The following is a 25,789-nucleotide window of genomic DNA, read 5'->3' on the forward strand; positions in this document are numbered from 1 at the left end:
ATGATTGATAAAGTGGAGGTTTAGTCAATGGCAAACTATACGATAACTGCATTTGATAAAAAAGGCGAAAAACTGCTAGACGAAAGCTTTGAAGCTACTACAGAAGTAGAAGCAAAGGAAAAAGGTGAAGCTCTTTTAAAAGAAAAAGGGTATCTCGAACATACCCATCGATGTGTATCACCAGCAGGTAAGCTGGTTTTGTTCCACCGTTAAGTTTGTATTATATCATAGGTATTTCTCTCAAATGCTCAGAATTCCTGAGCATTTTTTTGTTAGTTTGGTGTTAAACACCATCATCTATGAAGATTGTCAGTGGCCATGCATACCTATTGTTCTTTTTGGAAAAATAGTAAAAAAACGATAAGGATGTAATCTATGAAGGGTAATAAAAGATATGTAATATTAATGATTTTGCTACCGTGGTTAACCGTACCGTTCTTAGGTAGGAATACGATAAAAAGATTTGTGCCTGGTGCTTCACTTATGAGCTTATATGTATTCCTTGAGGGGATTCTCGCTGAGAAGAGAAAATGGTGGTGGTTTTCCTTTAATGTTAAGCCCAATGTACTTGCTGAGTTACCACTCATACTAGGTCCTTTCTTTATTGGATCTTTTTGGATTTTAAAATATACATTTGGAAATTTAAGGTTATACATTTTAGTAAACCTCTTAGTGGACTCATTTTTCACCTATATCGGTTTGGGTGTGTTAAAGAAAATTGGATATGCCTCATTAATAAAACTAAGTAAATCACAACTCTCCCTTTTATTTTTAGTAAAATCAATCGTGATGTATAGTAGCCAAGTTTTATATGAAAGGTATGTCTCACCTAAATAGAGTGTTAATTACTATGGCTTGTTCCTTTATGTTAAGGAACAAGTTTTTTATTTTTAGGCTGTGTTAAAGTACAGTGTTGATTTTTAGCAGAGTTGATTGAAGTGGAAGGACGCGAGACTCCTGTGGGAGAGCGGGTCGGACAAAGGAAGTTCACTTTGTCCTTGTAGACCCCACAGGCACGGTTTTCGCCGAGGAGTGGGATTTTTCGCGATAGAGAAAATATCCTTCATTTACTGCCCACGGAAAGCGAGTGTCCTGGAACGAAAATCAACAACAAGGTTTAACATTTCCTATTTTTAAAATACACACATCTATTTAGCAATTACGAACGTTAGCTTATTATATTTACTTTACGGAGATGACTTTAGTATCATAAAGTTAGTTTATACAAAGAAGAGGGAGAACTTTATGGTAGAACTTGATGATAAGGATTTATATGTAAGAGTTCTCAGGCAGGAAAAATCTGCTCTTGAACAACTCTACATTCGATACGAAAAATTGATCTATTCTTTTTCATACCGAATGATGCAGGATACTGGCCTTGCTGAAGAAGTCACACAAGAAGTTTTCATTAAGCTGTGGAGAGGTTTAGGGCAGTATGATGAAAGCAAAGGGAAATTTTCATCATGGCTGCTTACTATGACGCGAAATACAGCGATTGATCTACTTAGAAAACGAAAACGAGAAAATGTCGTGGAGTTAGAAGATCGAGACGCTCTTCAAAGTCCTGAAGAGTCAGTTGAAGATCTTGTTGAGTGGAAAGAGAAGGGCGAAGACATCCGTGCAGCGGTCAATACGTTAAAAGAAGACCAACAAGTAATCATTAATTTGTTTTATTTTAAGGGTTATACACAACAGAAGATTTCCGATTTGTGTAACATTCCACTTGGAACAGTCAAAGGAAGATTACGATTAGCATTAAAACATATAAGAACATACCTTGAGAAAGAAAGGGGGGAGTATCATGACAAAGCCAAACAATTGTGACCTTTTACTAGATTATTATAATCTGTCCTTAGAAGATGACCAAATGAAAAACTTTGAACAACACCTATCAGAATGTAGCCGTTGTCAGGAAGAATATGAAGAGCTTGTCTCATTAACCGAAGAATTAGCATATTCTAGCACTCCCGTAGACCCACCCGTTGGAATGAAAGATAGAATTTTATCAAATGTCTTTGCTGAAGAAACAGAACATACACTGACAATGGTAAATCAAGAAACCATTCAGGAAAATAATGATTATGCTCTACCTAGAAAAAAGAAAAATTGGATGGTCGGAGCACTTGCCGCAGCCTTACTACTTTCATTAGTAGGGAACTTTTATACGATAAGCCTTACTAATCAAACAGCTGAAGAAGTGGAAACGCCGTTAGATCAGTTAGTGAAAGAAGTGGTACTCCAAGCAACAACCAACCCAAACTTTTCCGGTACTGCCTCTATCGTTGAAAAAAATGGACTTTCACATTTAATAGTAAAAGCGAATGGTCTATCTGCTGTTAAAGAAAATGAAGTATACCAGGTGTGGCTACTAAAAGACGGGACTCCTTATCGAGCTGGTTCCTTTATTCCGAATCAAGACGGAAGCGGCATGGTCACCTATCAGGTGGATTCGGACCTAAACGTTGACTGGGATACAGTGGCCATTACGCTAGAACCAACTATAAATAGTGAATTACCTTTAGGTGAAGTAGTGTTAGCTTCTGAACTGTAATATCTATACACAAAACAAGAGAGCGTGTACTCAACCATACACGCTCTCTTGTTTTTAACTATTTGAAGTTCCAAATTAGGGACCTTACAGCTCGTCTTTCAATACCGTATACACAACTAGCCTTTCATCATGTGTACCTGCTTTTTTATTGAATTCCCCAGTACAGGTAATCAAGTTTAAATTTCTAGTATAGGAAAAACCAAATATATCTTCAATAGGAGCTGACTCTCTTGGATAGCTCTTCTTGTCAACAACTAGAAACACTCTCGATACTCCCGCTTGATCACTCACGATAATCTCGTCACCTTTCTTTAGACGGTGCAAGTAGTAAAAAACAGCCGGACCTGTTTTGCTGTCTACATGTCCTGCCACGACAGCATTCCCCTTGTCTCCCGGTTTGACCCCAGGGGAAAACCAGCCCACCGTTTCCATACTAGTAGGTACTCCCATCTCTCCATTTTCTAATCTTTCGACATTCTCTATGTCAGTTTTTATACCAATGGAAGGAATCTCTATTTGAGAGGGAATAATCCCTCTATCCACCTCTTTTATTGGCCCATTAGGTTTGACCTCACCAATTTGTTTTTCCTTGCTGTTTTCTTCATTCAAATTCTTTTTTTCAAATTCCTGTACGGTCTTATCTTGCGCTTGATCCTTGTCGGAGATTGCATTACAACTTATTAAAAAGGTACAAAGTGCAGTAATAAGTATGAACTTCCATCCGTGTACCATCTCTCTCCTCTTTTCTATAGAATTTGAAAAAAGGAGGGACATCCCCTCCCCCTTTCATTAGTTTTTCATCAATTTTCTTCCAAGTAACATACCAGATATTAAAGCTATTATTAAAATAGCTGCTACAACACCATTTACGGAGTGAGATGTTTCACTCATTCCACCTAAACCTGTTTTAGGCATTTCAGTAGGCATGTCTGTGTGAAACTTTTCTGGAAATTGGTCAACAATGGCACCCGATAAGCCCTTTCCAACTTCAAACATATGCATATAAGCTTCATGAAGAGTTGTATAAGTAGTGTTATAGTCTTTATCCACATAGCTAGTAAATGCTAGTAAAAGCTCATCTACATGCATATTTAGACCTTCTTCTAGAGCTGCTGCCGGTAAACGTCCCTCTGTAGCCGTTTCTAAGAATTTAGCTTGTTCTATGATATAAGCATCCAATTCTTTTATTGCCATTTCTTTTGCTGCTTCATCACTTGCACCAGTTGCTACTACATAGTCTACGAAGTAACCAATGTGACTACTCCAAATCTCTTTGAACTTTGCTGCCCCTTCTTCACCATAAACAGATTTAATTGCATTGGTTAATTCATCTGTATTTTCATTTAAAGCACCCGCTGCTGCTTCAAAGTCTTCAGCCCCGTCAATTCCTTTTTGCATAGCAAGAACAGCCAATGCAACATGCTCTGAAAGTAAGTGATTTAGATGAGAACGAAGGTCTGCCGCAGGAGTGGCAACACTAGTATTCTCAAATTTGTCTGGAAACTGATCTGTAATCGCCCATGATAAGCCCTTGCCAAACCCATACATATGATGAATGGACTCTCTAACACTATCATACGCTTTATCAAAATCCCCACTCACATAATTATCAAATGCCCATAACAACTGATTAATGTGGACTTTTAATCCTTCTTCCAGCTCAGAGGCTTTTAATCTACTACCTGTTGCAGAATCAAAAAATGCGGCTTGCTCGACACGGTATTCATCTAACTCTGCTAAAGCTTTGTCCTTAGCCGCTTGATCATTCGCTCCAGTTGCCTTTACATAATCAACGAAATATCCAATATGACTACTCCAAATTTCTTTAAATGCTGCTCCACCTTCTTCGCCATAGAAAGATGTAACGGCGGCGGTGAGACTATCAGTATTTTCACTTAGAGCACCAGCTGCTGCTTCAAAATCTCCCTTACCATCAATTCCTTTTTGCATAGCAACAACTGCTAAATAGGCATGTTCAGAAAGTAGTGCATCCAGTGCAGCTCTTAAATCAGAAGCTGGTGTGGTCACAGTAGGCGTTTGAGCATGAGCATGCCCGTCACTTCCCTGAGCGTGAACCATACTTACAGTTGGAAATAGTAATGAAAGACTTAACGGAACAGCTACTAAAGATTTCTTAATATTCATTTGATAACTCCCTCTCTTTATCCTAGTTTGTATTTGTTTTTACATATAGGCTAACGAAGGAGTTTTTAGTATGGATCACTCTTTTTATAAATTTTTTTTCAAAGTGCTACGATTGTACAAATGACCTTATTCCTTTCGAGTAAATTAGACAAATTTTGATGACGACTTATAGAAAATTCGAGTTAAGTTCATTAGAATGTATATATGATCTTATTCGTTAGGCAAAGGAGGACAGTTAACATAATGAAGTCTTTAATTAAGTATGGAACACCTATAGTGTTAATCATTGTGTTACTCGGGTGCAGTGTGTATTACTCCTCCAATCCATCCAATCTTCCGGCTACTGCTTTTTCAGTCTTTCCCTATATATTGCTCGGACTCATCATGATGCTATTAGGCTTCGGTTACTGGTTTAATAGATTAAAAGTATTTTATTTAGGCATACATATACTGTTTCTATTCCTCTTGTTGAAAGGGATATTACCCTCACCACCATCTTTTATAGAAATAGTGTTACCATATGTAACGGTGGTGAATATTGCACTCCTTTTCGTTTTTAAGGACGGAGCCGTTTTATCTAATCAAGGGAAAGCAACAGCAATCATTCTCTTAACAGAAGCTCTATTCATTTACATTTTCTTTGAGCACATAATAGGTTTCTTGTCTGATTTGAACTTACCTATAGCGTTTATGTTTATTGAATTGCCTGAATTAGCGGTTCTGTTATTTCTTTTAATGTTTCTTGTTTTCTTTCTTAACATCGTCAGGTCTTTTTCAACGTATAATGTTTTATTATTTGGTTCAGTACTATCTATTTTCCTTAGCCTACCTTTACTAAAGGGTGTAACCGGTGCAGAGCTTTTTTTACTAACAGGTGCCATTCTGCTGTTGTTTGCTGTCGTGTATAGAACCTATGCGATGGCTTATATCGACGAGTTGACTAATATTCCATCCAGGCGAATGCTAAAAGTAGATTTAATGAAGCTTGGAAACAAATACTCAATCGCCATGCTAGACATTGACCATTTTAAAAAGTTCAACGATAAATATGGGCATGATGTAGGAGATGATGTGCTTACACTTGTTGCCAAAGGGTTAGAACGTGTAACGGGTGGTGGGAAGGCTTACCGTTATGGTGGAGAAGAGTTTACCATTGTCTTTCCTAAAAAGGATGTAGAAGATGTCATCACTCATTTAGAGGATTTACGGGAAGAAATATCAAAAAAAGAATACACATATAGAAAAAAGAACAGAAGTGGTGATTCTAGCACGCAAAAGCTAAAGGTCACAATTAGTATTGGGGTGGCCGAGAAACAAAGTAAAACAAAATCGCCTGCTGAAGTAGTAAAAGAAGCAGATAAAGCATTATACCGTGCCAAGAAAAAAGGAAGAAATTGTGTAAGTAAATAAGATGTGTGTAAGTCCCTTTTTATTCAGTTTTACCAAACTGGAATAGGAAGGGATTTTTATTATCATTTCACTTTTTTCTCTAGCTAAGTAGTATATTTCTAGACTCCATTGACATAATAAGCACAAATATACTGGGAAACAATGGGTGGCTATCATGAAGTGGATTAATCAACTATTGAATAAAGAATCAACTTCTATTAAAGAAACGATAGGAGAGTTAAAAAAGTCCTCAGATTTTATGTTTGTTGAGAATGATACGACCACGATTCCGTATTCATTAGTTTATTTTTCTAGCTTAGTTGATCATAACATTATCAACAGGGACATCCTTCCGACCTTAACAAATCTTAAAGATAAAGATATTCGAAAGTCCATACCTATTCAAGATATTGTAAAAACCAATAGTTCTAAAGAAGTCTCTAAGAAGCTATTAGAGGGTTATCTATTGGTTGCAATTGACGGAAGTATTGAGGATGTTTTTTTAATTAAAGTCCAAAAAGATGAAAAACGAAATATTAGTACTCCTGAAGTCGAATTTAGTGTTGTGGGGCCAAAAGAAGCATTTGTTGAATCATTGGAAACAAATATCCATTTAGTTCGGAAAAGACTTCCTATTAAAGAGTTGATCGTAGAAGAACTCAAAATCGGTAAGCTTTCAAATTCATCTGTGGCCATCCTCTATATAGATGGCATTGTCGATATGGAAAATGTAAACACAATGAGACAGCGATTAGAGGACATTGATATTGATTTTATTTCAGATAGTTCTTATATCGCACAAATTATCTCAGATAATGAATTATCACCGTTTCCTCAAGTATTAGATTCGGAAAGACCTGATCGAATATCAGCCGTTTTAGCGGAAGGCAAAGTAGTGGTAATGGTAGATGATTCACCACATGCATTAATCGCTCCTACGACGTTCGTAGAATTTTTCTCATCATTTGAGGATTATCTCTTTAATTGGTATGTTTCATCATTTATTCGTATATTACGTGTGTTTGCGGTATTCTTCTCTATACTCATCACACCTCTTTATGTGGCAGCTCTCACTTATCACTATGAGCTCATACCAAAAGATTTGTTAGCAACACTTATCACTTCAAGAAGAGAAATTCCCCTACCTCCTATTTTAGAGGCTTTGTTTCTAGAATTAACGATTGAGCTATTACGAGAGGCTGGAGCGAGACTACCCACTAAAGTAGGACAAACCATTGGTATCGTTGGCGGGATTGTCATTGGAACCGCCTCCGTTGAAGCAGGCCTTACAAGTAATGTATTACTCATCATTGTGGCACTTGCAGCATTAGCTTCCTTTTCAACTCCAATCTATAAGATGGGCAATACCATTAGACTGATCCGATTCCCATTCCTGGTATTTGCCCATGCATGGGGCCTAATCGGTATTGTCATTTGTTTTTGCTTTCTCATCACCCATCTACTACGCCTTACATCATTGGGTAGACCTTTTCTAGAACCCATTTATCCTCTGCGTGTGAGTGATTTAAGAGATGCGTTTATTAGATTGCCCTTTTCACAATTAGGTAAGAGGCCACAGCAATTACGACCGAAAACTTCAATTCGATTTAGTCCAAAAGATGCAAAAATGAAACGTGATATAGATGAATAATGACTAATGGTGGTGTGTGGCATGGAGAGGATTCCCAATCAATATCTTATTTCGCCTTTTTTAGTTTTTTATCTGATTCACTCTATGCAAGTTGGAGTGGGGTTATTAGGTTTTCAACGAGTTGTGGCAAAGAGTGCAGAGAATGATGCTTGGATCGGGGTCCTTATTGGTGGAATTGCTGTTCACCTTTTAATATGGATGATGTATAAAATTCTTGAAAAAAGTAACGGTGATATTACAGATGTTCATAATTCTATACTAGGAAAATGGGTGGGTCGAGCTCTTTCCACCGTCTTAATGATTTATTTTATTTTGTTAGCTATAACCGTACTTAGAACATATATCGAAATTGTTCAAGTGTGGGTCTTTCCTGGTTTTAGTGTGAAGTTATTTGCGGCTGTGTTTTTACTACTAGTGTTTTATATTATTAATGGCGGATTTCGAACGGTTACTGGTATTGCAGTACTTGGAGTTATACTTCCTTTGTATTTAATATTAACCTTTATATTTCCATTAAAGTATGCATTCTTTGAGAATTTACTACCTATTATGGACCATTCTATCCTCGAAATTTTACAATCAACAAAAGGATTAACTTTAACCATACTAGGGTTTGAAGCATTACTTGTTTACTATCCGTTTATAAAAGATCCTAAAAAATCTATAAAATGGGCTCAGTTTGGTGCGCTATTTACAATCGCATTATATTTACTTGTTTTAATCATAAGTCTTGCCTACTTTTCAATCGAACAATTAGAGAGAACCATTTGGGCATCATTAACGATCTTAAAAATTGGACAACTACCATTTGTAGAGAGAATTGAATATGTAGGAATTGCTTCCTGGATTCTTGTTATTTTACCTAACATTTGTATATCAATTTGGGCGGCAAGTCGAATTGCTAAAAAAGTTTTTAAAATCCGGCAACGTATTTTGCTAATCGTTATCTTAGGTATTACCTATGCCTCCACCATCCTGTTTAGCTCAAGAGAGCAGATCAATTTATTAAACGAGTACACCGCACAAATTGGATTTTATGTCATCTACCTATATATTCCTCTTATGTTTTTCATTAGCTATCTCTACTATCGAAAAAAGGAAAATTTATCATGACGATAAGATTAATTTTAATAATTTTAAGTATACTTTGCCTTTCTGGTTGTGTGGAGAGTCATGTAATTGATGATATTAATATCATTAGTGCCGTTGGCTATGATAAATCCGAAGAAGGAAAGGTCATGGGTACGACCATTATTCCCGTATATGAAGCAGATAAAAGTATTACTAACGAATCATTTTCTGCCGAAGCCACACAAAGCAAAGCCATTCTTCGAAAGATGCAACAGAAATCATCAGACCCACTTGTAAATGGTAGTATTGAAGTGGTTCTATTCGGAAGAGACAAAGCAGAAGAAGGGGTAATCGAAATTGTTGATACATTAGAGCGTGATCCTAATATCGGTAGTAATATCATGATGGCTGTGGTGGACGGGAAAGCCCAAGAGATTCTTCAAGAACAGCTTGGTAACAGGGGGACTGGGACGTACCTATTTAATTTACTTGAGAACAATATGACCAGAAGAGAGCTACCACGATCGAATCTACATTTATTTCTCTTCTCTTATTATTCTAAAGGGAGAGATCCATCCCTGCCCTATATAAAGCTCGAGGGAAATAAAGTAAATATTAAGGGTATGGCAATTTTTACAGATGACAAAGTTACATCTTATGTTGATGATAGTAAAATGTTCTTCTATAAAGCGTTAATGGAGAACTTCAAAAATGGTTCTTATACTCTAGAAGTAGATCAAGAATACGCCACTATTTACAGTTTAACTTTGGATAGAAAGTATGATATTAAAAATACCATGTCCAATCCAAAAGTTCATATTACGGTTACACTAGAAGGCCATATTCGAGAATACTCAGGCAAAAGATTAGAAAGTAAAAGTTTGAGGAAAATTGAAGCAGCCTTCGAAAAACTAATCAAAGATAACTGTGAAACCTTATTGAATGAGTTTAAGGATAAGGGTAGTGATCCCGTTGGAATCGGTTTAATGGCGAAAACACAAACTAGACATTTTGATGAGAAGAAATGGAAAGAAGCCTATAAAAATGCAACATTTCATGTTAATGCAAAGGTAATCATCAGTGAAACAGGTATCGTTGAATAATCACACGAAGGGCTGAATAATATAGGATAGCAAACCAAGGGGGGAAATCTCTTGCAAAAAGTTTTATTATTTTCAGATCCAGGTATTGATGATTCCTTTGCCATTATTTACGCTTTATTACATCCTCAAATTGAATTGGTCGGTATCGTTACGGGATATGGTAGTGTAAAAAAGGAACAAGCTACGCAAAATGCTGCTTATTTGCTGCAACTCGCCAATCAACGTGATATCCCCATTATAGGTGGTGCACAAGGACCTTTATCAGGTGAATCGGTTACCTATTATCCTGAGATTCACGGACCAGAAGGACTCGGTCCCATTAAGCCACCAGAAGGACTGAAGGTAAATCTTCTAAACTTCGACCAAATTTATAAGATTATTGATCAATATCAAAATGAGCTTATTATCGTTTCTATAGGTAGATTAACTGAACTAGCTGTAGCTTTTATCCTTGGTGCTGACCAGATGGAAAAAGTAAAATCCTTTCATGTTATGGGAGGAGCTTTTTTAGTGCCAGGCAATGTCTCACCTGTTGCCGAAGCCAATTTTTATGGAGATCCCATTGCAGCTGACTTGGTCATGCAACGTTCTATACCTTTAAAGGTTTTTCCGTTAAATGTAACAAATCAAGCACTTGTCACACCTGAAGTTATTCAGTATATAAGTCAAACCAATGCAACCCCTTTCCAACCCTTACTTGAGCCAATTTATGATTACTACTTAAAAGCATATAAAAAAAACATACCTGGAATTCCTGGTGCTCCATTACATGATGTTTTAACATTAAGCAGTATTTTCAATCCTACTATGGTTGACTATTATTATCGTGAAGTGCGAGTCGTTCTTTCAGGGGTTGCGAAAGGCCAAAGTATTGCTGATTTTCGTCCAAAGCCTGACCCAGTACCGGAGGAAAACTTAAAAGGAATTGCAATGAAGTTGAACTATGAATTATTCTTAAAAGACTTTGTAGAAATAATGACAAGCGAAACATCAAACACAACGTCCACTTCAAAGTAAAAACATCGCTAGGAGAACTCCTAGCGATGATAGTCGTTACCAGGATAATTGCTTATACGGTTCCATCTATGAGGAAATCTGCTCGTTCGTGCGGCTTCTGTTTTTGAACATAGAGCTCCTCTGCTACCATCCAGTTATTTTCCCACATTTCACGTGCGCCCTCTCCATCTCGTTCAATCCCTCTCAATAAGCGGGTGTCACTTGGACAATTCACCCATATCTTTATATCATATAAGTGTTCTAACTCTTGACGAGTACAGTATACCCCTTCGACAATGACGATTTCACCAGTTGGCACAGTATGCCATTCCGCCAACTTATCCGTATTCCAGTCATATCGCTGATAGAATCCCTCTTTGTCCTGGCTTAATGGTAGCAATACTTGCTCAAGAAGTCGTTTCCAGTCAAAGTCAGCACCTATTGGCTTTTTAGTTGGATCTCCATCTATCAGCTCTGAAGAAGGTAGATAGAAGTCATCGTTGTGAATGATTGTCACATTTGTGTAGTGTTCTTTTATCATATTGGCGAGAGTACTTTTCCCTGCACCTCCGCATCCATCTATTCCAATGAGAAGGGTGGACTGTTTTTTAGCATATGTGCCGATGTAGTACAATAAACGTTCAAACGTAATTGATTTATTCAAGTTTCTCACCCGTCATCAAATAAAATAACGTTTTAGAATCTTCTTCAGAAAACTTTATGTAGACAGATTCCCCTTCTATAATTGTTTCTATTTGTTTTCTATTAGGTGTAATCCAAAATGAGAAAAACAATGATGGATTCATAAAACGATAATCAGGAGGACGTTCCATTTGAACCTCTATATTCTTCTCCCAATTAGTATTCAGTAGTAATTCCTTTAACAAAGCTATCTCATTTTATTCTGATATGATTTTTTTCGTCTGATAACCTAAGCTCGAATTCTCTTCAACTTCTACAGTTTTGAATTCTAAATTCCTGAAAAGCTCGTCTTCTTCCTCTGGAGGGTGAGAAGTAGTCATCTCTTTAAATGCAATAGAATCTTGTTTCGTTTCCAACGATTGACTACTGTGTTCTGATTGATTTGTAACGCTATCTACAAAAAGAAATGAAACTAATAAAGTAATAGCAATTAATAGATATTTTTTCATGATCTACTTTCATCTCTCCCAGCTTATCTTAAATTCTCATCCATATGATATAGATAATAATTTAAGGCTCTTTTCTAAAACTTTGTTGCTTTTCAAGCTAATACTTCTAAACATTGACCCTATTTTGTACGAAAAAACGAAGTAATAATTGTTAGAAAAGAGCAACTCTCTCTATTTAAAGGACTGGACATTGTACTACCTAGTAAAAATCCGGCTATTGGGATTTTTACGAAAGCAACAATCTTTTGAAGACAGCCTAATTTAAAAATAGTCCGGTTAAAAAGCCTAGTAGGAGATTGGTGATCAATAGTCCTCCAAAACCCTCGAACCAAAGTGTGAGAACAGCTGCGATAAATGCTACTATGAATGCTAACCACATTCGAACGTTCGCTTCCTTTTTTCACTCAAAATATTTAACCCCATTTATTCCATTAGGAGAAGGAGGAATCCTTCTAAGAGCACCAAGAGGCAACTAAAAATCCAATCACTTAATGTTCATTAGTGATTGGACTTTCACTCCATTAAATTATTTACCTTGAAAGTTTGGATTTCTTTTTTCTAGAAATGCACGAATTCCCTCTTGATGATCGGCAGTTTTTCTCATCTTGCCTTGATACATGGTTTCGAGCTCAAGAGTTTTCTTCAACTGTTCTATTTGGCTACTTACATAAATAAGCTTTGTTGCAATCATTGCTTGTACAGGCTTTGCAGTCCATTCTGTCACTTTAGCTTGAACAGCTCCTGCCAAATCATCTGTTATTTCGTCAATCATTCCTATTGAGTAGGCTTCATCGGCTGCTAAGGTTTTGCCTTCCCAAATAGTTGTTCTCGCTTTCTTTTCACCTAGTCGTTGTTGCATGAAGAAATGCCCTCCACCATCAGGAACTAAACCAATCCCAATAAAGTTCATTGCAACCTTGGCATTTTTCTCTGCTATTACGTAATCACATGCTAGAGCTACACTTAAGCCCAGTCCAGCAGCCGCGCCGTGAATGGCACTAATCGTTAGTTTTGGCATCTCGTATAATGCCGTAACGACCTGACCGATGATTTCCATAATAGATTCAAAAGGAGTATCAAACGAGGACAGCATCGACTTTATATCTCCACCCGCTGAGAAACCTTTACCACTCCCCTTAAGAATAAGAATATTCTCTTCCATTTGAGCAGCCTTTGATAACGCTTCCAGAAGACTTTTGAGCATAGGCACATCTAATGAGTTGTAAGCCTCTGGTCTATTTAGTGTAAGGGTAATTACCCCCTCTTTCTGTTCCAATAAAACGGTTTCTGCCATGTTGTTTCCTCCTCTTCAAAGTTCTTCTAATATTTATTCGATAAAACTAGGAAATTTCCTTTAAGAGGGATCTTAAGCAAAAAAAATCCCATTTACACATGGGATTTTTGAATATCAAATAATTCGTTTAGAATCTTAATTTTGTCTTCCGTATACTTTTTAAATCCTTCATTATAGGACTTAGGGTCTTTCGGATTAGCAAAACGTGTAATTTTTCCGGTTTCTGGGTGTACAAATTTACTGGATGCCCCACATCCTAAACCAATAATCGTTTGCTTTTCTTCCATAATCATGATGTTGTAAATACTCTCTTGTCCTGGTAAGGAATACCCGACATTTTCTAAGTTGCCTAATATATTTTTTTGGCGATATAAATAATATGGAACGTAGCCATGAGTAGCAGTCCAATTTGTCGCAAGATCCATCATCTGTGTAATCTCGCTACGTTCAGCCACCTTATATTTCTCCTTGTTTTGCGTCATTTCAGAAGCTCTTTTAAACGATAAAGTATGAACGGTCAAGGACTCAGGCATTAACTTTTCTGTCTCATCTAGTGTGTATTGGAACTCTTTTACCCCTTCTCCTGGTAAACCAATAATAAGATCCATGTTAATATTATTCATCCCCATGGTGCGAGCTAGGTGAAACTTGTTAATCGTCTCTTCAACGGTATGATGGCGACCAATTGCTTTTAACGTTTCTTGAATATAAGATTGTGGATTAATACTTATTCGGTCAATATTCCACTTATTTAAGACGTCAAGCTTTTCAGGAGTTATCGTATCAGGTCTGCCCGCTTCTACTGTAATCTCTCTTACCTTTTCAACTGACGGAAATGATTCATACATTTCTTCATAAAGGAGGTCCATTTCTTCGGCAGTAATACTTGTTGGTGTTCCACCCCCATAATAGATGGTCGTAATGGCAATATTATTCTCTTTCAGCCAACGACCTGTTTCCCTTATCTCATAATGGAGCCCACCTAGGAAAGAATCTACCTTACCCTGTTTGCCATTAATCGCATAAGCTGGGAAAGTACAATATGCACATTTAGTTGGACAAAATGGGATGCCTATATAAATACTGACTTCCTTGCCAAGTTCGTATAGGTCTGGAATTACCTTCAACTGGCGATCAACAATGGATTGCATTAATTCAATCTTATGTTCTTGAATTTTGTAATCCTCTCTTAGTTCAGCATGAGCCTCTTCTTTTGACTTTCCTTCCTGAAGCTTCATATGAAGCAGTTTCGTAGGTCTAACGCCCGTCAAAATTCCCCATTGTTGTACCATGCCTGTCACTTCTTGAAGCACAGTTAGAAAAACATAGGAAACCGTACTCTTAACAAGCTTAAATTGCTCTTTTTCCGTTGCATTAGAAGGTACATCCTGTTGGAATTCTGCTTGATAGGTTTGCGTAGTCAGCTGATGTGTTGCATTCGCATTTGCAGTAACTATGTTCTGATTCTCATGAATTTTGATGTCGACAATGAGTTCAGGATTGTCTATATGTTCAAAATGAAGATCCGCTTCTTCAAAGAAAAGCTGTGTAATATGGGTAAGCGGCCTCACAAAACGTTCGTCTTGAATACCGTTTAATTGAATTTTCAATTCTAATCACCTTTCTATTTAAGCTCTTATCTAGTGAGAAGAGCGACTACCTATTAATATTTAAATAAAAATTAGCCTTGTGTTTAGAGCTTTCTTAAGTGTACAAAAGGATGAAGTAGAGGTCAATTTATTCTATTTTCTTCTAATTAATACGATCATATGAACATCATTTGTTAGTCGGTCGTTTAATTTTAGAATTCATTACGTTTACATGAAAAAAAGTGCTGACTCAATGTCAGCACTTAACTTATTTATTTAAATGGGTGATTGAAAGTTGTTTACGAAAATGAGCCATAATCATATACGGTGCCCCGTTTTGATCATTAGTTCTAGTGATCCAATTAGCTGCTTGCTTCACTTCAGCTGGCGCATTCCCCATCGCCACACCGAGCCCTGCTTCTCGAATCATGGCCAGATCGCTATATTGATCTCCCATGACAACCATTTCTTCCTTTTCAATTCCTAAGTATTTTCCTAGTATCTCTAATCCGTTTTTCTTGGAAACCTGTTTAGGCACGATTTCAAGTTTAAGACCATTGTCAGTATAAAGATGAATTCCTTCAAACGCATGCTCTAATGTCGTCATGGCTCTTTCTAACTCTTCTTTATTGGTAAAATACACATCCATTTTAGGAGTAGAGATTGGTGCATCGCGAAGGGTATCCCCTAGCGATTCTACAAATTGCATCGGGTAAAATAAGGGATCTCCCGTTACAATGACAGCCCGCGCCACCATATTATTTTGTAAATGAACACGATTCCCAAGCGAATAGCGTTCATGTAATAATCGAATATTACAATCATAATTCTCTAGCACTTGAACGATATTAAAGGTCTTTTCTTCTGAAATACGATTATTGATAATGGGCGAATCAATAGACGAGGCGATATAACTTCCACCATGAGTGACAAGCAAGCTATCAAGCTTTAACGCCTTCGCTACTTTCTTTGCTGAAGGAAAGTTACGGTTCGTCACAAGCGTAGTATATACGCCTCTTCGTTTCACAAACTCCACCGCTTCTTTCATACCCTTTTGCATTCTACCGTTTGAACGAAGAATCGTTCCATCTATGTTTAACGCGAGCAAGCGATAATACATTTTACCTTCTCCCTTCAAAGGTCTAGTCTCATACTTTAAAATATGACTTTTTAAAGGGGAATAGAACTTTTCTGGCTTTTCGGCCTAGGGTGACGTCTATCCTCTATGGACTGCTATTACGGGCTGGACGGATAAAGTTAGATTTTTACGGGCGATTGTGCAGAAATGTCTACTTATTGTGCACAAATTTAAAAATTTGTGCACAATCTCTCTCAAATCGTGCAGAAATCCGAAATTTCGTGCACAATTACCGCCCATCCGAACCTAAACTAAATCCATTCCACAAAAATAGACCCCACCAACGTGAGGTCTTTTCCTTATTTTTGCATAGGGCCGTATAGTTCTTCTAGTGGCTTCATGATAATTTGATTTAATTCGCCAATTAGCATGCTCATGCGCTGTTCGATTTCCATTAATCCAGCAATCTTCTCATGTTGCTGTACAAGTGCAACTTGACGTTGAGCTTGCTCTACTTCTTCTTGGGTAATTTCCATGCCGGACATTTGCTTTTGTTGAAGTTGTAATTGCATATCTCGGAAGCTTTCAAACAGGCGTTTTGCCGCTTCATCTGCATTTACCTCATCATACAGTTTTTTTAACTGTTGAAACTCGTTACTGTTTCTTACCGCTTTTTCTAATTCATAGGCTACATCATACAGATTGGTAGACATATGGGTCCCTCCTCTTACTTGATTGACAACGTATCTCTACTATTCATACGTTCATACTTTTACAACTATAACAGACCTATCAGAGGATTTCATCCCATAAGCCAAACGATTATGCCTTGAAGGAGCCCGATTAGGCCTCCTAGTAAAGCTCCTAGGTAGGTAATCATTTTAAATTCTTTCTTTGAAATTGACAAAATCATGTCTTCTAAACGAGCTACAGAGAATCCTTCTACCTGATGACGAACCATTTCCTCCACTTTAAGCTTCTGGAGTAACTGGTCTGAGTGATCAGCTAAGTAATGAGCTGCCGCGTGGATGACTGCAGGCACGATTTTCTCCATCACGGTCGCTTTTAGAGGTAGGATGAACTCTGTTACAGGTCGCTTAAATTGAGCGATAATATTTACTTCCTTTAGAATGGCCTTCTTTAGGAAAGAGAGTACATCTTCTTTATGTAACAAGTAAGAAAAATCTTCTACTTTTTTGTCTTTCACTTTGTTCCACTCTTCCTGCAGAAGTGTGGATAAGATATCAATCGTTCCCTGGTGCTTAAGAAACTTAATGATTTCAGGCTGGACTTTGTCAACAAGACTGACATTCCCTAGAAACATTTGAACCATATTACCGAGCATTCCTCTTGTCGCGAGGAAATCGTCAATCATGGTCTTCAGCTTTTGTTTACCAACTTCACTCTGGAAAAACTCAACTCCCTTATTTGATATATACATACTTACTTGAGGGATTTGACTATGTATGGAGCCTACTACACTTTCTGGAAGAAGCTCGTCCACTGTTTTGGAAGTAGAACGTCCCCAAAGTTTCTCTAGCTTTTCTTCAAGATACGAATCTGCCTTTTTCATCAATTTCAATTCTGCATCTTGAATATTTAACCGTTCTAGTAGTTCATGAACCGTTAGCTTTGTGGAGAAAAGCTTGTTAGCCTCAACGGTTACTAAACCGTTAATCTCTTTAATAAACGAAGGGTCAGTAAATTTATTTTTGAATCCTTCGGCTGTTACAAGGTGGTCTACAACTAATTTTCCCATTTGTACAGCAAGCTCTTCTCTTCGTTTTGGTATTAATCCTGGTGTAAACGGAATCCGCTTCCCTTTTATATAAATGGGACGGTGTGGCCGAAATAGCATTTGGATCGCAATATGGTTTGTAAATCCACCTATCATTGCTCCGATTACCACCATCATTCCCATAATGAAAAACACTTTCATCTCAATCAACCTTTCCTTCACCATCTTGAACTGTTATTCATACGATATCAGCAAGTGCCTATTTTATTATAGAGTTTCTTATCTTCTCAATCAAATGAGGGATGTTTATGATTACTAGCGAAAAGTTGAAGTTAATGAGTGACACATTAAAGAGTTCATCTGCGATTACCATTCGAGAAGACTTGTTTATTAAATGGAATCTGTCAATTGGCCAGAAATATCATCTTCAATGTGGAGATGAGTATACCTTTGTTGAGATTATTCCAGACTCAAGTGTCGAGGGAATGATCATGGACGCTAAGTTGCTTGAACAATTAAGAATTCCTACCACATACGAGAATGTCACCCTCTATTTTCACGAAAGTGCTAAGATGCTGTCCATTGGACTCATTGTTGGGCTTTTAACAGAGGTTAGAGAAACAGAATCTGGGCCACATTTTGGCTCTATTCATGATTTTGCTAAAGAATTGGCCGTTTATTGTACTCAAAATCATGTGCTCTTTTATGTATTTTCGTTACGTGCCGTTCATATGGATCTCCTTAACATTCAAGGCTATACATGGAATGGCGAGACGTGGCAGCAGTGTACAGTGCCAACACCACATGTTGTCCATAACCGGATTCATTCTAGAAAAAGAGAAAGATCTGAGAGTGCCGAGTCACTATTCTTGAATTTAAAAGAAAAACAAATCCCGTTTTTCAACGATCATTTTCTTAATAAATGGGAAACACATCAACACCTTGTTCAACACGAACATTTACTCCCCTATCTCCCTGAAACCGAATTGCTTTTAACCCTTGATTTGCTGGAGAAATTTGTGGTGACACATGACATGGTGTTTATTAAACCTATCCACGGAAGCCAAGGAAAGAAAATCATTAGAATAGAAAATAAAGACAATGAATATTACCTAGATTATACAACCTTTCAAAGTGATATGGAGAAAAAATACGACCATATTCGGGACCTCTTCAAAGCAATTAGGCCTCGATTAGCTAAACAGACATCTATTATTCAACAAGGCATTCCGTTACTTACCTACGAAGGACGTGTGTTAGATTTTAGGTTCTTATGTCATATGAACCACATGAATCAGTGGAAAGTGACTTCTGCTGTTGCTAGAATTTCCTCTCCAAGTGAATTTGTTTCAAATCTTGCAAGAGGTGGAGAAATATATAAGGTTGGTAAGGTCTTAAAGGAGCTTCTTGATACTAAAACAGCCCTTGATGTGAATAAGATGTTACATGAGCTTGCACTGGAGGTCGCTTCTTCCATTGGACAGTCAGAGGAAGGACTGTTTGGCGAATTGGGGATTGATTTAGCTCTTGATCACAAAGGACGGCCTTGGATTATTGAAGTAAACACGAAGCCATCTAAAGATTTAGATTCAACCGCACCATTTTTATATGTTCGACCATCTGCTAAGGCCGTTATTCAATATTGTTTATATCTATCGAATCCTTTTCAAAGGAGTGAAATCACATGACTACTCTTGGCTTTCTGACGATAAAAAAACAACAAGAGCTATCCTATTTCACAGAGATTGCTAAGTGCATAAAGAATAGTAAAGTTGGACTCTACCGTTTTACCCCTCTTGACATAGACCCAGGAAGTGAAATGGTTCACGGGTACACATATAACAAAGTAGAGGATCAATGGGAATCTGCCATCTTTCCAATTCCTGATTATATTTATGATCGCTGTTTTTACCAAGGAAATGAACGTTCTAAACGAGCTGAGCCCATTGTCAGATGGTTAAAACAGCGACCTGGCACAACATTTCTTGGCTATGGATTACCAAATAAATGGGAAATCTATCAAACTTTACGAGAAAGTGATGTTCTATCATCGTATCTTCCCTCTACACGTCTAATTGAGAATATTAAACAGCTTAAAGGTTTCCTTAGAAAAGAAAAATCTATCATCATTAAGCCTATTAGCGGTTCCCAAGGTAACGGTGTCATGCATCTTGAACTGTCCTCTCAATCAATCCAAGTACATTCACAACAAAATGGAGAATCCATCTTTCAATCTATACAGTCTTCATTAGAATTTAAACAATTTGCAGAACAGTTGCTTCAAGAGACAGCGTACATTGGCCAATCATTTTTACCACTTACTCATCATGCTAGGCCTTATGATATTAGAATTCTTCTCCAAAAGAACGTACATGGTCAATGGATCGAACAAGGAAGAGGTGTCAGACTTGGAAAGGAAGCTGGACTTGTGTCTAACCTTCATCATGGTGGTGAGGTGATCCCTGTTTCAGATATCATGTCTAATTGGCCCCCTCCATTAAAAGAGTTAATTCAAGAAGAAATGAATACGATTGTGGAGGAACTCCCTTTGTTCCTAGAAGAGAGGTTCGGAAGGTTATTTGAACTAGGTCTTGATATTGGTGTAACTAAAGAAGGAGCGGTCTATGTATTAGATATTAATTCCAAGCCTGGCAGAAAAGTCATTATGACCTTGAATAACACTATTCACGATGAACTGTATCGTGCTCCATTATCCTATATTCAATATTTAGATCGTGCTAAGTCCGAATCAAAATAAGGTTTCCACGTTTAGTAAAGGCTTTTTTCTAACAATTATTACTTCTGTATAAAAGTATTAGAAGAAATTTATTTGAAAAGCAACAAAGTTTTTAGAAAAGAGCCTTAGTGAAAGGAGATGTTCGTCATGCAAGTAAAAATGTGGATAAAAGAACTACCAGAAAAAGAAGGCACGATTCTATCAGGCAAAAGACTTCCCTATCAATTCGTTGGATTTGGGACAAAGACAATGGCTTGCCAGTTTGAAGTAGACCAACGTTGTGAAGAGGATACTCTTTATATAAGTAAGGATCTCCTTACACGTCTCAGTATTCCTAAGAACCGAACTCTCCACCTATTCAACAATGGAGAAACTCTTCAGATTGGACCAGTGATTGGAATTTTCACCGCAGGATTTACCGAATCTACCTTACGCCCCATTGGCGAGCGTTCCTTATTTTTTGCAAAGCTCTTAACAATGGAAAAACCAGTCGGTGTCTGTGCTTATGTGTTTGGTGCTCATCTTATTAACTGGAATGAAGGAACTGTGAACGGATACTTCTATGATGAAAAAGAAGGGTGGATGATGCAAGAGGTTCCTCTTCCTAATGTCATTTACGACCGGTTACCTAATCGAAAAACCGAGAACCACTATGCTATAAAAAAGATTAAACAAAGATTAAAGGATGAATATATCATTCCATGGTATAATCCTGGCTTCTTTAACAAATGGGATGTCTTTCAACTCCTCAGAAGGGATACATCACTCTCAAAGTATCTACCTGAGACCATTTTAGAGCCCAGTATGGATGATATCCGTAAAATGATTAACCGTCATAAATTCATCTATATAAAGCCAGCTAATGGTAGTTTAGGACTTGGAATTTTTCAAGTCATCTCTTCAGAAGATGGCAATGCTTTCTACTGTCGCTATAAAGATGGAGAGGAAAATCGGTTACAAAAATTTTATAAGATAGAAAAACTCATTCAATATATTTTTAGGGATCGGTCCATCAAAAGCTATATTGTACAGCAAGGAATTCATCTCATACGTTACGAAAATCGTCCATTAGATTTCAGAATCCATACGAACCGAGATCAACAAGGTGCTTGGCAAGTGACAGCTATTGGCGCGAAGGTAGCTGGACGAGGAAGCGTCACTACTCATTTAAATAACGGCGGGTTGGTTAAAACACTAGACGAGCTTTTCCCTGACGAAAAGCAAAGAGAACAACTCGAAGAACAATTCCATCAAGCGGTTATAGCATTAAGTGAAGAATTATCATCTACTATTGAAGGTTATATTGGAGAGATTGGGTTTGATATTGGATTAGACCGAGAAGGAAAGCTTTGGCTATTTGAAGCAAATTCAAAGCCTGGTAGAGCGATTTTTTCCCATCCTAAATTGCGTACACAAGATAAGTATACTCGTCAATTGTCTATGTCCTATGCGATTTATTTAACTGAACAAGGGATTCGACACCCAGAGGTGCAGCTTCAATGAAGCAATATTTACAAGATTATAAATGGACAACAGATTCTCCTTTACCAGTTACATGGGGAAAAAAAGCGGAGGTTGTTCTACACTCTCCTTCACTTACAACACATTCCCTGTCCATTACCCAAACAGAGAAAATCCAGCCTTTAGTTGGAATCATTACTAGTAATCATAAAACTAGAGGTTTTGCAGGAAATGCTGCTGCTTTTCAACGTATTCAATTGGCCCTTCAACAAACCGGAGGGCTTTCTTATGTTTTTACCCCAAGTGAATGGAGGCATGACGAAGTTACTGGCTATGTCTATGACTTTCGTCAAAATAAATGGGTGGAAGGTCATTTTCCTATACCAGATCTCGTATACAATCGAATTCCCTTTCGAGCCCAAGAACAATTTGATGACGTCCAATATGTAAAGGAATATTGTCAACTTCAGAATATCCCTTACTTTAATGACTCGTTTTTAAGAAAGGAACAGGTTTTTCAGTGGCTCTCACAAAACCCAGCGTTATTACCACACTTACCAGAAACGAGAATTCTATCAAAGCTTGAAGACTTTCAATACATGGTGAAAAAATATGAACAGATCTACTTAAAACCAAGCAAAGGTAAAAAAGGGAAAGGAATATATGTAATTAACAAAAATGAACGCCAACTATGGAATGTGAAAACAGTCCAGGATTCACATCTAAACTTATCAATGGATACTCTTCTGGATGATTGGGTTCTTCCCACCATTACAAAGAACTATATTATCCAGCAGGCCATTTCTCCTTTGAAATGGAATGGTGCCAGGTTCGATTACCGAGTTCTCGTACACCGAAAGAATCAAGAGGAGTTTATCGTTAGTGGAATTGGGGTTAGACAGTCACAGCTGCAAGACGTCACCACGCATGTACCGACTGGTGGAAAAATCATTTCCTTTCATGATCTTCCTTATCAAAAGGACAAAGAAGTAATTACTTGGTTGGCAAATGAGGTTGGGCGATCTTTAGCACAGCATCTCCACATTGGAGAGTTTTCCATTGACATAGGCAAATGTAAAAAGGGAAATTTATATGTCTTTGAAGTAAATTCAAAACCCATGGTTTTTGATGAAGATGATATTAGAAGAAATGGGTTGACGAATCTTATTTCGTATTTTGGCTTCCTCAATGAAAGCAGTAAGTAGTAAACAACGTTAGACATTCATGTTATGCTAGAGTTAAAACTAATCAAGGAAGCGATTGCCATGTTATCTCATTTCACGTATAAACCTTTATTCAAGGATCAATCCTTACCCGGATGGATGATTCGCTTTTACTTTAAAGGTAATTTCTATGAAGCAACTTATCAAAAAGATGGAACGATACTCTGGAAGGACGCTACTCCATCGGCTGATGATTTAGAGAAAGTCATTTCTCAAATACATGAGCTCATGCTTTATCATGTTTATGATTCTTAAGGATGAAACCTCTTCATTTTACACAAGTTATGAATGAGGAGGGATACTCATGAAATTTAGAGATGATCTTAAAAATGAAGGAAAAGATATTGCCTATCTGGATGTAGATCGTATGATTAATGAAGGATTATCGGGCGGTTCTGTCCATCAACGAGGAGATATGGCAAATATTGAACCAACCATTGACTTGCCAAAAGAAGAGCCCCCACATTCAAATAATGTGCAGTAAAAGTGAAATAGCTTGGATCCCAAGCTATTTTTTGTTCTACTTGCATACATATACCTATTAAGCTGCACTTCATTTACAAAACTATTTAACTTTAGTTTCATTTGTTGTTTTGATTTGTTTTCCCTCTGAAATTTTGATGATACCGATCGATCATTAAGCCTTGGAAATGTCTAAGGACTACATGATAATCTTCAGGACCGCTCTTATTTATTGATTTCTTGCCGACGCTCTCATGTTGAATTTTTTTAATTCTAATGACCTCTCTCATTCCCATACACCTCTTCCCTTTTACTATTTTATATGTGTAATTATCGTGATAAGTAACTAAATTACTTATAAATGATTGATATGCCTAGTACATATATGTATAAATTGTGTTAAAAGAAGTGTTCATTACTTATTAATCAGATCAACTGAAAAAGAGTGCGTTTCATTACACTAGTTATTAAAAAGTAGTATGCATAACAAATAATAACCCGAACTTTAAGGTGAAGGTTTCATTTAATCACCTAATAGTTCGGGTTAATAAATAGCCGGGAATATGCCCCAGCCTCAATCATTATTCATCTATATTATCGAGGGCCAAATCCTGGGTAACCATAACCTGGTCCATATCCTCCGCCTGGATAGCCAAAGCCAGTTCCTGGATATCCTGAACCGTATCCAACGCCAGGGCCAAATCCTTGACCATAACCAGGTCCTCCATATCCTACTCCTGGTCCACCGAAACCTGGCCCGCCAAATCCACCATAACCATAATTGGGGCCATCAAGTAACTCTCCTCCTAGAAAGCCCAGTCCTGCTCCAATTAAACCTGTTGTTAAAGGACCAAAACCTCCTAGCCCTCCATGTCTTTGCTGCATAGGTGCTTGATACATTTGTCTATTTCGATACATTGAACAGTTCCCCTTTCTGTCTATCGTACTGTTTTCACCTCTACAGCCTATGGAGAAAAAGCTTATTTCGATTGGGCTAATAAACCATTCGCATATTGATTAAGTAAGACGCCTAGTCTGAGTAAAGGAATAAAACTGCATTCTAGATATGTTTCGCAAGCTAAAGAGCAGAAAGATTTTTATTTCATTTTTGTAGTTGTTATAATAAGGCTAACAAGAATGAGTACTAAACAGGTAAAGGATAATGGACTATGCTTGATAAATTAAAAAGACAATTCCCTAGCTTGCTTGTTCATGAAGAAGTTCTATTTCATGATCAATACACCTATTTTCAGATGGATGACGGACAGTATCTTTCTATTGATAAAGAAGAACTATCCGAAAAGGATATTACTTTACTCTCAATATTTCTAACACCCATTTTACATACTCAAGAACAATCAACTGAAATAAATTTATGGAAGAACTACCTTCTTAGTAGGGACAATCCTTCCTATCAAAAATTACTAAATTTATATGATAAAAACAGTATGTTTCGCCTCATTCATTTTCACTTACATACGCCAGTTGAGCAAACACCATTCGAAGAAGCCGTTTCTTCTTTATCAATAAGCTCTCCTCTCGTTCTTTGGATATCAGAAAGTGGCGGTGTTTTGATTGAGCAGATTAAACAAGAATTTATATCTTTAGAAGACCTAAGGGATTTACAGAATGCAATAACAACTGACTTTTATACTGATTTACATCTATTCGTCGGGAAGCCATTTTCCATCTCAGAGTCTATTTCTCAGCAATACCACTGGGAATCTATAAGCTTTAAGCAGTCTAGAGAAATCATAAACAATCGTAACATCTATCGGTTTTATGAGATGATCCCTTATTCTCTTTTAAGGGAGTCTAATGAAGAGGCAAAAAACAAACTACAGTCCCTGTTACTCGGTATCCCAGAAAATGAACTTGAATCCATTAAAGTTTTTATTGAAAATGGGTTAAATGTCTCTCTTGCAGCAAAAAAACTTTTTATGCACCGTAACAGCCTGCAATATCGAGTAGAAAAGTTCATAGAGAAAACAGGAGTTGATATTAAATCGTTTGAAGGTGCCCTTGTTATTTATCTAGCTATTTTAGGTAGTAATCAGTAGCATTCGTCTTTATGCCCAAAATGAAAGCGTATTTTTTGTGCATGTTTTACATTCTCCTATTATCCTCAATTGGGTAGAATGAACGTAGAT

Annotated in this window: 28 protein-coding genes; 16 read left to right on the forward strand and 12 right to left on the reverse strand. The window is 37.2% G+C overall.

Annotated features, from left to right (window positions below; all coding sequences use genetic code 11):
- The first annotated feature begins 27 nt into the window (after positions 1–27).
- The 4 genes from LT143_RS01690 to LT143_RS01705 all read left to right on the forward strand — a co-directional run bounded on the left by LT143_RS01690 (position 28) and on the right by LT143_RS01705 (position 2,551).
- Positions 28–213 (forward strand): YhzD family protein, encoded by a 186-nt coding sequence (locus tag LT143_RS01690; protein WP_246938862.1) that lies wholly within the window; start codon positions 28–30, stop codon positions 211–213.
- Positions 214–375: 162 nt separating this feature from the next.
- On the forward strand, positions 376–837 hold the full coding sequence (locus LT143_RS01695; protein ID WP_246938863.1) for a hypothetical protein: 462 nt from the start codon (positions 376–378) through the stop codon (positions 835–837).
- 408 nt (positions 838–1,245) lie between these two features.
- A complete protein-coding gene (locus tag LT143_RS01700) occupies positions 1,246–1,824 on the forward strand; it encodes an RNA polymerase sigma factor (RefSeq protein ID WP_246938864.1) in 579 nt (192 codons plus the stop codon).
- Entirely contained in the window at positions 1,802–2,551 is a 750-nt protein-coding gene (locus tag LT143_RS01705) for an anti-sigma factor (protein ID WP_246938865.1), read from the forward strand. The genes LT143_RS01700 and LT143_RS01705 overlap by 23 nt, the downstream gene beginning before the upstream one ends.
- 84 nt (positions 2,552–2,635) lie before the next feature.
- Here the strand turns inward: LT143_RS01705 and LT143_RS01710 are convergent, their stop codons facing one another.
- Both LT143_RS01710 and LT143_RS01715 read right to left on the reverse strand, forming a co-directional pair.
- Positions 2,636–3,283: a class F sortase gene (locus LT143_RS01710; protein WP_246938866.1), complete on the reverse strand. Its 648-nt coding sequence runs from the start codon at positions 3,281–3,283 to the stop codon at positions 2,636–2,638.
- A gap of 57 nt (positions 3,284–3,340) precedes the next feature.
- Positions 3,341–4,696 (reverse strand): copper amine oxidase, encoded by a 1,356-nt coding sequence (locus LT143_RS01715; RefSeq protein WP_246938868.1) that lies wholly within the window; start codon positions 4,694–4,696, stop codon positions 3,341–3,343.
- A 243-nt stretch (positions 4,697–4,939) separates the two neighbouring features.
- Between LT143_RS01715 and LT143_RS01720 the strand changes: the two genes are divergently transcribed.
- The 5 genes from LT143_RS01720 (at position 4,940) to LT143_RS01740 (ending at position 10,927) form a co-directional block, all read left to right on the forward strand.
- Positions 4,940–6,106, forward strand: coding sequence for a GGDEF domain-containing protein (locus LT143_RS01720; RefSeq protein ID WP_246938869.1), 1,167 nt, complete (start codon positions 4,940–4,942; stop codon positions 6,104–6,106).
- A 154-nt stretch (positions 6,107–6,260) separates the two neighbouring features.
- On the forward strand, positions 6,261–7,736 hold the full coding sequence (locus tag LT143_RS01725; protein WP_246938871.1) for a spore germination protein: 1,476 nt from the start codon (positions 6,261–6,263) through the stop codon (positions 7,734–7,736).
- A 21-nt stretch (positions 7,737–7,757) separates the two neighbouring features.
- Positions 7,758–8,849, forward strand: coding sequence for a GerAB/ArcD/ProY family transporter (locus LT143_RS01730; RefSeq protein ID WP_246938872.1), 1,092 nt, complete (start codon positions 7,758–7,760; stop codon positions 8,847–8,849).
- Positions 8,846–9,910 carry a Ger(x)C family spore germination protein gene (locus LT143_RS01735; protein WP_246938873.1) on the forward strand — a complete coding sequence of 355 codons (1,065 nt, stop codon included), beginning with the start codon at positions 8,846–8,848 and terminating at the stop codon, positions 9,908–9,910. The genes LT143_RS01730 and LT143_RS01735 overlap by 4 nt, the downstream gene beginning before the upstream one ends.
- 51 nt (positions 9,911–9,961) lie before the next feature.
- On the forward strand, positions 9,962–10,927 hold the full coding sequence (locus tag LT143_RS01740) for a nucleoside hydrolase (protein WP_246938874.1): 966 nt from the start codon (positions 9,962–9,964) through the stop codon (positions 10,925–10,927).
- Between the two features lie 52 nt (positions 10,928–10,979).
- On the opposite strand, the gene LT143_RS01745 is transcribed toward LT143_RS01740, so the two are convergent.
- From LT143_RS01745 to LT143_RS01780, 8 genes are all read right to left on the reverse strand, one after another.
- Complete coding sequence (locus LT143_RS01745) at positions 10,980–11,558, reverse strand: uridine kinase family protein (protein ID WP_418909790.1); 579 nt, start codon at positions 11,556–11,558, stop codon at positions 10,980–10,982.
- A gap of 4 nt (positions 11,559–11,562) precedes the next feature.
- The gene (locus LT143_RS01750; protein ID WP_246938876.1) at positions 11,563–11,793 is read right to left on the reverse strand and encodes a hypothetical protein; all 231 of its coding nucleotides are present in this window, start codon (positions 11,791–11,793) and stop codon (positions 11,563–11,565) included.
- Positions 11,794–11,805: 12 nt separating this feature from the next.
- The gene (locus LT143_RS01755; protein ID WP_246938877.1) at positions 11,806–12,057 is read right to left on the reverse strand and encodes a hypothetical protein; all 252 of its coding nucleotides are present in this window, start codon (positions 12,055–12,057) and stop codon (positions 11,806–11,808) included.
- Positions 12,058–12,583: 526 nt separating this feature from the next.
- The gene (locus tag LT143_RS01760; protein ID WP_246938879.1) at positions 12,584–13,351 is read right to left on the reverse strand and encodes an enoyl-CoA hydratase; all 768 of its coding nucleotides are present in this window, start codon (positions 13,349–13,351) and stop codon (positions 12,584–12,586) included.
- Positions 13,352–13,443: 92 nt separating this feature from the next.
- Positions 13,444–14,961 (reverse strand): coproporphyrinogen III oxidase, encoded by a 1,518-nt coding sequence (locus LT143_RS01765; RefSeq protein ID WP_246938880.1) that lies wholly within the window; start codon positions 14,959–14,961, stop codon positions 13,444–13,446.
- A 247-nt stretch (positions 14,962–15,208) separates the two neighbouring features.
- Positions 15,209–16,060 carry a Cof-type HAD-IIB family hydrolase gene (locus LT143_RS01770; RefSeq protein WP_246938882.1) on the reverse strand — a complete coding sequence of 284 codons (852 nt, stop codon included), beginning with the start codon at positions 16,058–16,060 and terminating at the stop codon, positions 15,209–15,211.
- Positions 16,061–16,377: 317 nt separating this feature from the next.
- Positions 16,378–16,731 (reverse strand): YlbF/YmcA family competence regulator, encoded by a 354-nt coding sequence (locus tag LT143_RS01775; RefSeq protein WP_246938884.1) that lies wholly within the window; start codon positions 16,729–16,731, stop codon positions 16,378–16,380.
- 89 nt (positions 16,732–16,820) lie between these two features.
- Complete coding sequence (locus tag LT143_RS01780; protein ID WP_246939149.1) at positions 16,821–17,957, reverse strand: DUF445 domain-containing protein; 1,137 nt, start codon at positions 17,955–17,957, stop codon at positions 16,821–16,823.
- Between the two features lie 107 nt (positions 17,958–18,064).
- Here LT143_RS01780 and LT143_RS01785 point away from each other — a divergent pair, with 107 nt between their 5' ends.
- The 6 genes from LT143_RS01785 to LT143_RS01810 all read left to right on the forward strand — a co-directional run bounded on the left by LT143_RS01785 (position 18,065) and on the right by LT143_RS01810 (position 23,661).
- Entirely contained in the window at positions 18,065–19,444 is a 1,380-nt protein-coding gene (locus tag LT143_RS01785; protein WP_246938886.1) for a YheC/YheD family endospore coat-associated protein, read from the forward strand.
- Positions 19,441–20,514, forward strand: coding sequence for a YheC/YheD family endospore coat-associated protein (locus LT143_RS01790; protein ID WP_246938888.1), 1,074 nt, complete (start codon positions 19,441–19,443; stop codon positions 20,512–20,514). The genes LT143_RS01785 and LT143_RS01790 overlap by 4 nt, the downstream gene beginning before the upstream one ends.
- A 126-nt stretch (positions 20,515–20,640) precedes the next feature.
- The gene (locus LT143_RS01795; RefSeq protein ID WP_246938890.1) at positions 20,641–21,996 is read left to right on the forward strand and encodes a YheC/YheD family endospore coat-associated protein; all 1,356 of its coding nucleotides are present in this window, start codon (positions 20,641–20,643) and stop codon (positions 21,994–21,996) included.
- Entirely contained in the window at positions 21,993–23,159 is a 1,167-nt protein-coding gene (locus LT143_RS01800; protein WP_246938891.1) for a YheC/YheD family endospore coat-associated protein, read from the forward strand. Before LT143_RS01795 ends, LT143_RS01800 begins: the two co-directional genes overlap by 4 nt.
- Before the next feature lie 60 nt (positions 23,160–23,219).
- Positions 23,220–23,432, forward strand: coding sequence for a YheE family protein (locus tag LT143_RS01805; RefSeq protein ID WP_246939152.1), 213 nt, complete (start codon positions 23,220–23,222; stop codon positions 23,430–23,432).
- Between the two features lie 49 nt (positions 23,433–23,481).
- Complete coding sequence (locus tag LT143_RS01810; RefSeq protein ID WP_246938892.1) at positions 23,482–23,661, forward strand: hypothetical protein; 180 nt, start codon at positions 23,482–23,484, stop codon at positions 23,659–23,661.
- Positions 23,662–23,758: 97 nt separating this feature from the next.
- Here LT143_RS01810 and LT143_RS01815 read toward each other — a convergent pair whose 3' ends face one another.
- Together LT143_RS01815 and LT143_RS01820 are read right to left on the reverse strand one after the other, a co-directional pair.
- Complete coding sequence (locus LT143_RS01815; RefSeq protein WP_246938893.1) at positions 23,759–23,935, reverse strand: hypothetical protein; 177 nt, start codon at positions 23,933–23,935, stop codon at positions 23,759–23,761.
- Positions 23,936–24,233: 298 nt separating this feature from the next.
- Entirely contained in the window at positions 24,234–24,557 is a 324-nt protein-coding gene (locus LT143_RS01820; RefSeq protein ID WP_246938894.1) for a hypothetical protein, read from the reverse strand.
- A 251-nt stretch (positions 24,558–24,808) separates the two neighbouring features.
- Between LT143_RS01820 and LT143_RS01825 the strand changes: the two genes are divergently transcribed.
- On the forward strand, positions 24,809–25,699 hold the full coding sequence (locus tag LT143_RS01825; RefSeq protein ID WP_246938895.1) for a PucR family transcriptional regulator: 891 nt from the start codon (positions 24,809–24,811) through the stop codon (positions 25,697–25,699).
- The last annotated feature ends 90 nt before the right edge of the window (positions 25,700–25,789 follow it).

Source organism: Bacillus pinisoli, assembly GCF_023036475.1.
Lineage (GTDB): Bacteria > Bacillota > Bacilli > Bacillales > SA4 > Bacillus_BS > Bacillus_BS pinisoli.

Excerpts from the sequence above, each read along its gene's own strand:
- LT143_RS01805 (WP_246939152.1), top strand. The coding sequence starts at position 23,220 with ATGTTATCTCATTTCACGTATAAACCTTTATTCAAGGATCAATCCTTA.
- LT143_RS01770 (WP_246938882.1), bottom strand. The coding sequence starts at position 16,060 with ATGTATTATCGCTTGCTCGCGTTAAACATAGATGGAACGATTCTTCGT.
- LT143_RS01710 (WP_246938866.1), bottom strand. The coding sequence starts at position 3,283 with ATGGTACACGGATGGAAGTTCATACTTATTACTGCACTTTGTACCTTT.
- LT143_RS01755 (WP_246938877.1), bottom strand. The coding sequence starts at position 12,057 with ATGAAAAAATATCTATTAATTGCTATTACTTTATTAGTTTCATTTCTT.
- LT143_RS01760 (WP_246938879.1), bottom strand. The coding sequence starts at position 13,351 with ATGGCAGAAACCGTTTTATTGGAACAGAAAGAGGGGGTAATTACCCTT.
- LT143_RS01780 (WP_246939149.1), bottom strand. The coding sequence starts at position 17,957 with ATGAAAGTGTTTTTCATTATGGGAATGATGGTGGTAATCGGAGCAATG.
- LT143_RS01705 (WP_246938865.1), top strand. The coding sequence starts at position 1,802 with ATGACAAAGCCAAACAATTGTGACCTTTTACTAGATTATTATAATCTG.
- LT143_RS01735 (WP_246938873.1), top strand. The coding sequence starts at position 8,846 with ATGACGATAAGATTAATTTTAATAATTTTAAGTATACTTTGCCTTTCT.
- LT143_RS01820 (WP_246938894.1), bottom strand. The coding sequence starts at position 24,557 with ATGTATCGAAATAGACAAATGTATCAAGCACCTATGCAGCAAAGACAT.
- LT143_RS01800 (WP_246938891.1), top strand. The coding sequence starts at position 21,993 with ATGAAGCAATATTTACAAGATTATAAATGGACAACAGATTCTCCTTTA.
- LT143_RS01715 (WP_246938868.1), bottom strand. The coding sequence starts at position 4,696 with ATGAATATTAAGAAATCTTTAGTAGCTGTTCCGTTAAGTCTTTCATTA.
- LT143_RS01725 (WP_246938871.1), top strand. The coding sequence starts at position 6,261 with ATGAAGTGGATTAATCAACTATTGAATAAAGAATCAACTTCTATTAAA.
- LT143_RS01730 (WP_246938872.1), top strand. The coding sequence starts at position 7,758 with ATGGAGAGGATTCCCAATCAATATCTTATTTCGCCTTTTTTAGTTTTT.
- LT143_RS01695 (WP_246938863.1), top strand. The coding sequence starts at position 376 with ATGAAGGGTAATAAAAGATATGTAATATTAATGATTTTGCTACCGTGG.
- LT143_RS01810 (WP_246938892.1), top strand. The coding sequence starts at position 23,482 with ATGAAATTTAGAGATGATCTTAAAAATGAAGGAAAAGATATTGCCTAT.
- LT143_RS01700 (WP_246938864.1), top strand. The coding sequence starts at position 1,246 with ATGGTAGAACTTGATGATAAGGATTTATATGTAAGAGTTCTCAGGCAG.
- LT143_RS01825 (WP_246938895.1), top strand. The coding sequence starts at position 24,809 with ATGCTTGATAAATTAAAAAGACAATTCCCTAGCTTGCTTGTTCATGAA.
- LT143_RS01815 (WP_246938893.1), bottom strand. The coding sequence starts at position 23,935 with ATGGGAATGAGAGAGGTCATTAGAATTAAAAAAATTCAACATGAGAGC.
- LT143_RS01790 (WP_246938888.1), top strand. The coding sequence starts at position 19,441 with ATGACTACTCTTGGCTTTCTGACGATAAAAAAACAACAAGAGCTATCC.
- LT143_RS01785 (WP_246938886.1), top strand. The coding sequence starts at position 18,065 with ATGATTACTAGCGAAAAGTTGAAGTTAATGAGTGACACATTAAAGAGT.
- LT143_RS01775 (WP_246938884.1), bottom strand. The coding sequence starts at position 16,731 with ATGTCTACCAATCTGTATGATGTAGCCTATGAATTAGAAAAAGCGGTA.
- LT143_RS01690 (WP_246938862.1), top strand. The coding sequence starts at position 28 with ATGGCAAACTATACGATAACTGCATTTGATAAAAAAGGCGAAAAACTG.
- LT143_RS01795 (WP_246938890.1), top strand. The coding sequence starts at position 20,641 with ATGCAAGTAAAAATGTGGATAAAAGAACTACCAGAAAAAGAAGGCACG.
- LT143_RS01720 (WP_246938869.1), top strand. The coding sequence starts at position 4,940 with ATGAAGTCTTTAATTAAGTATGGAACACCTATAGTGTTAATCATTGTG.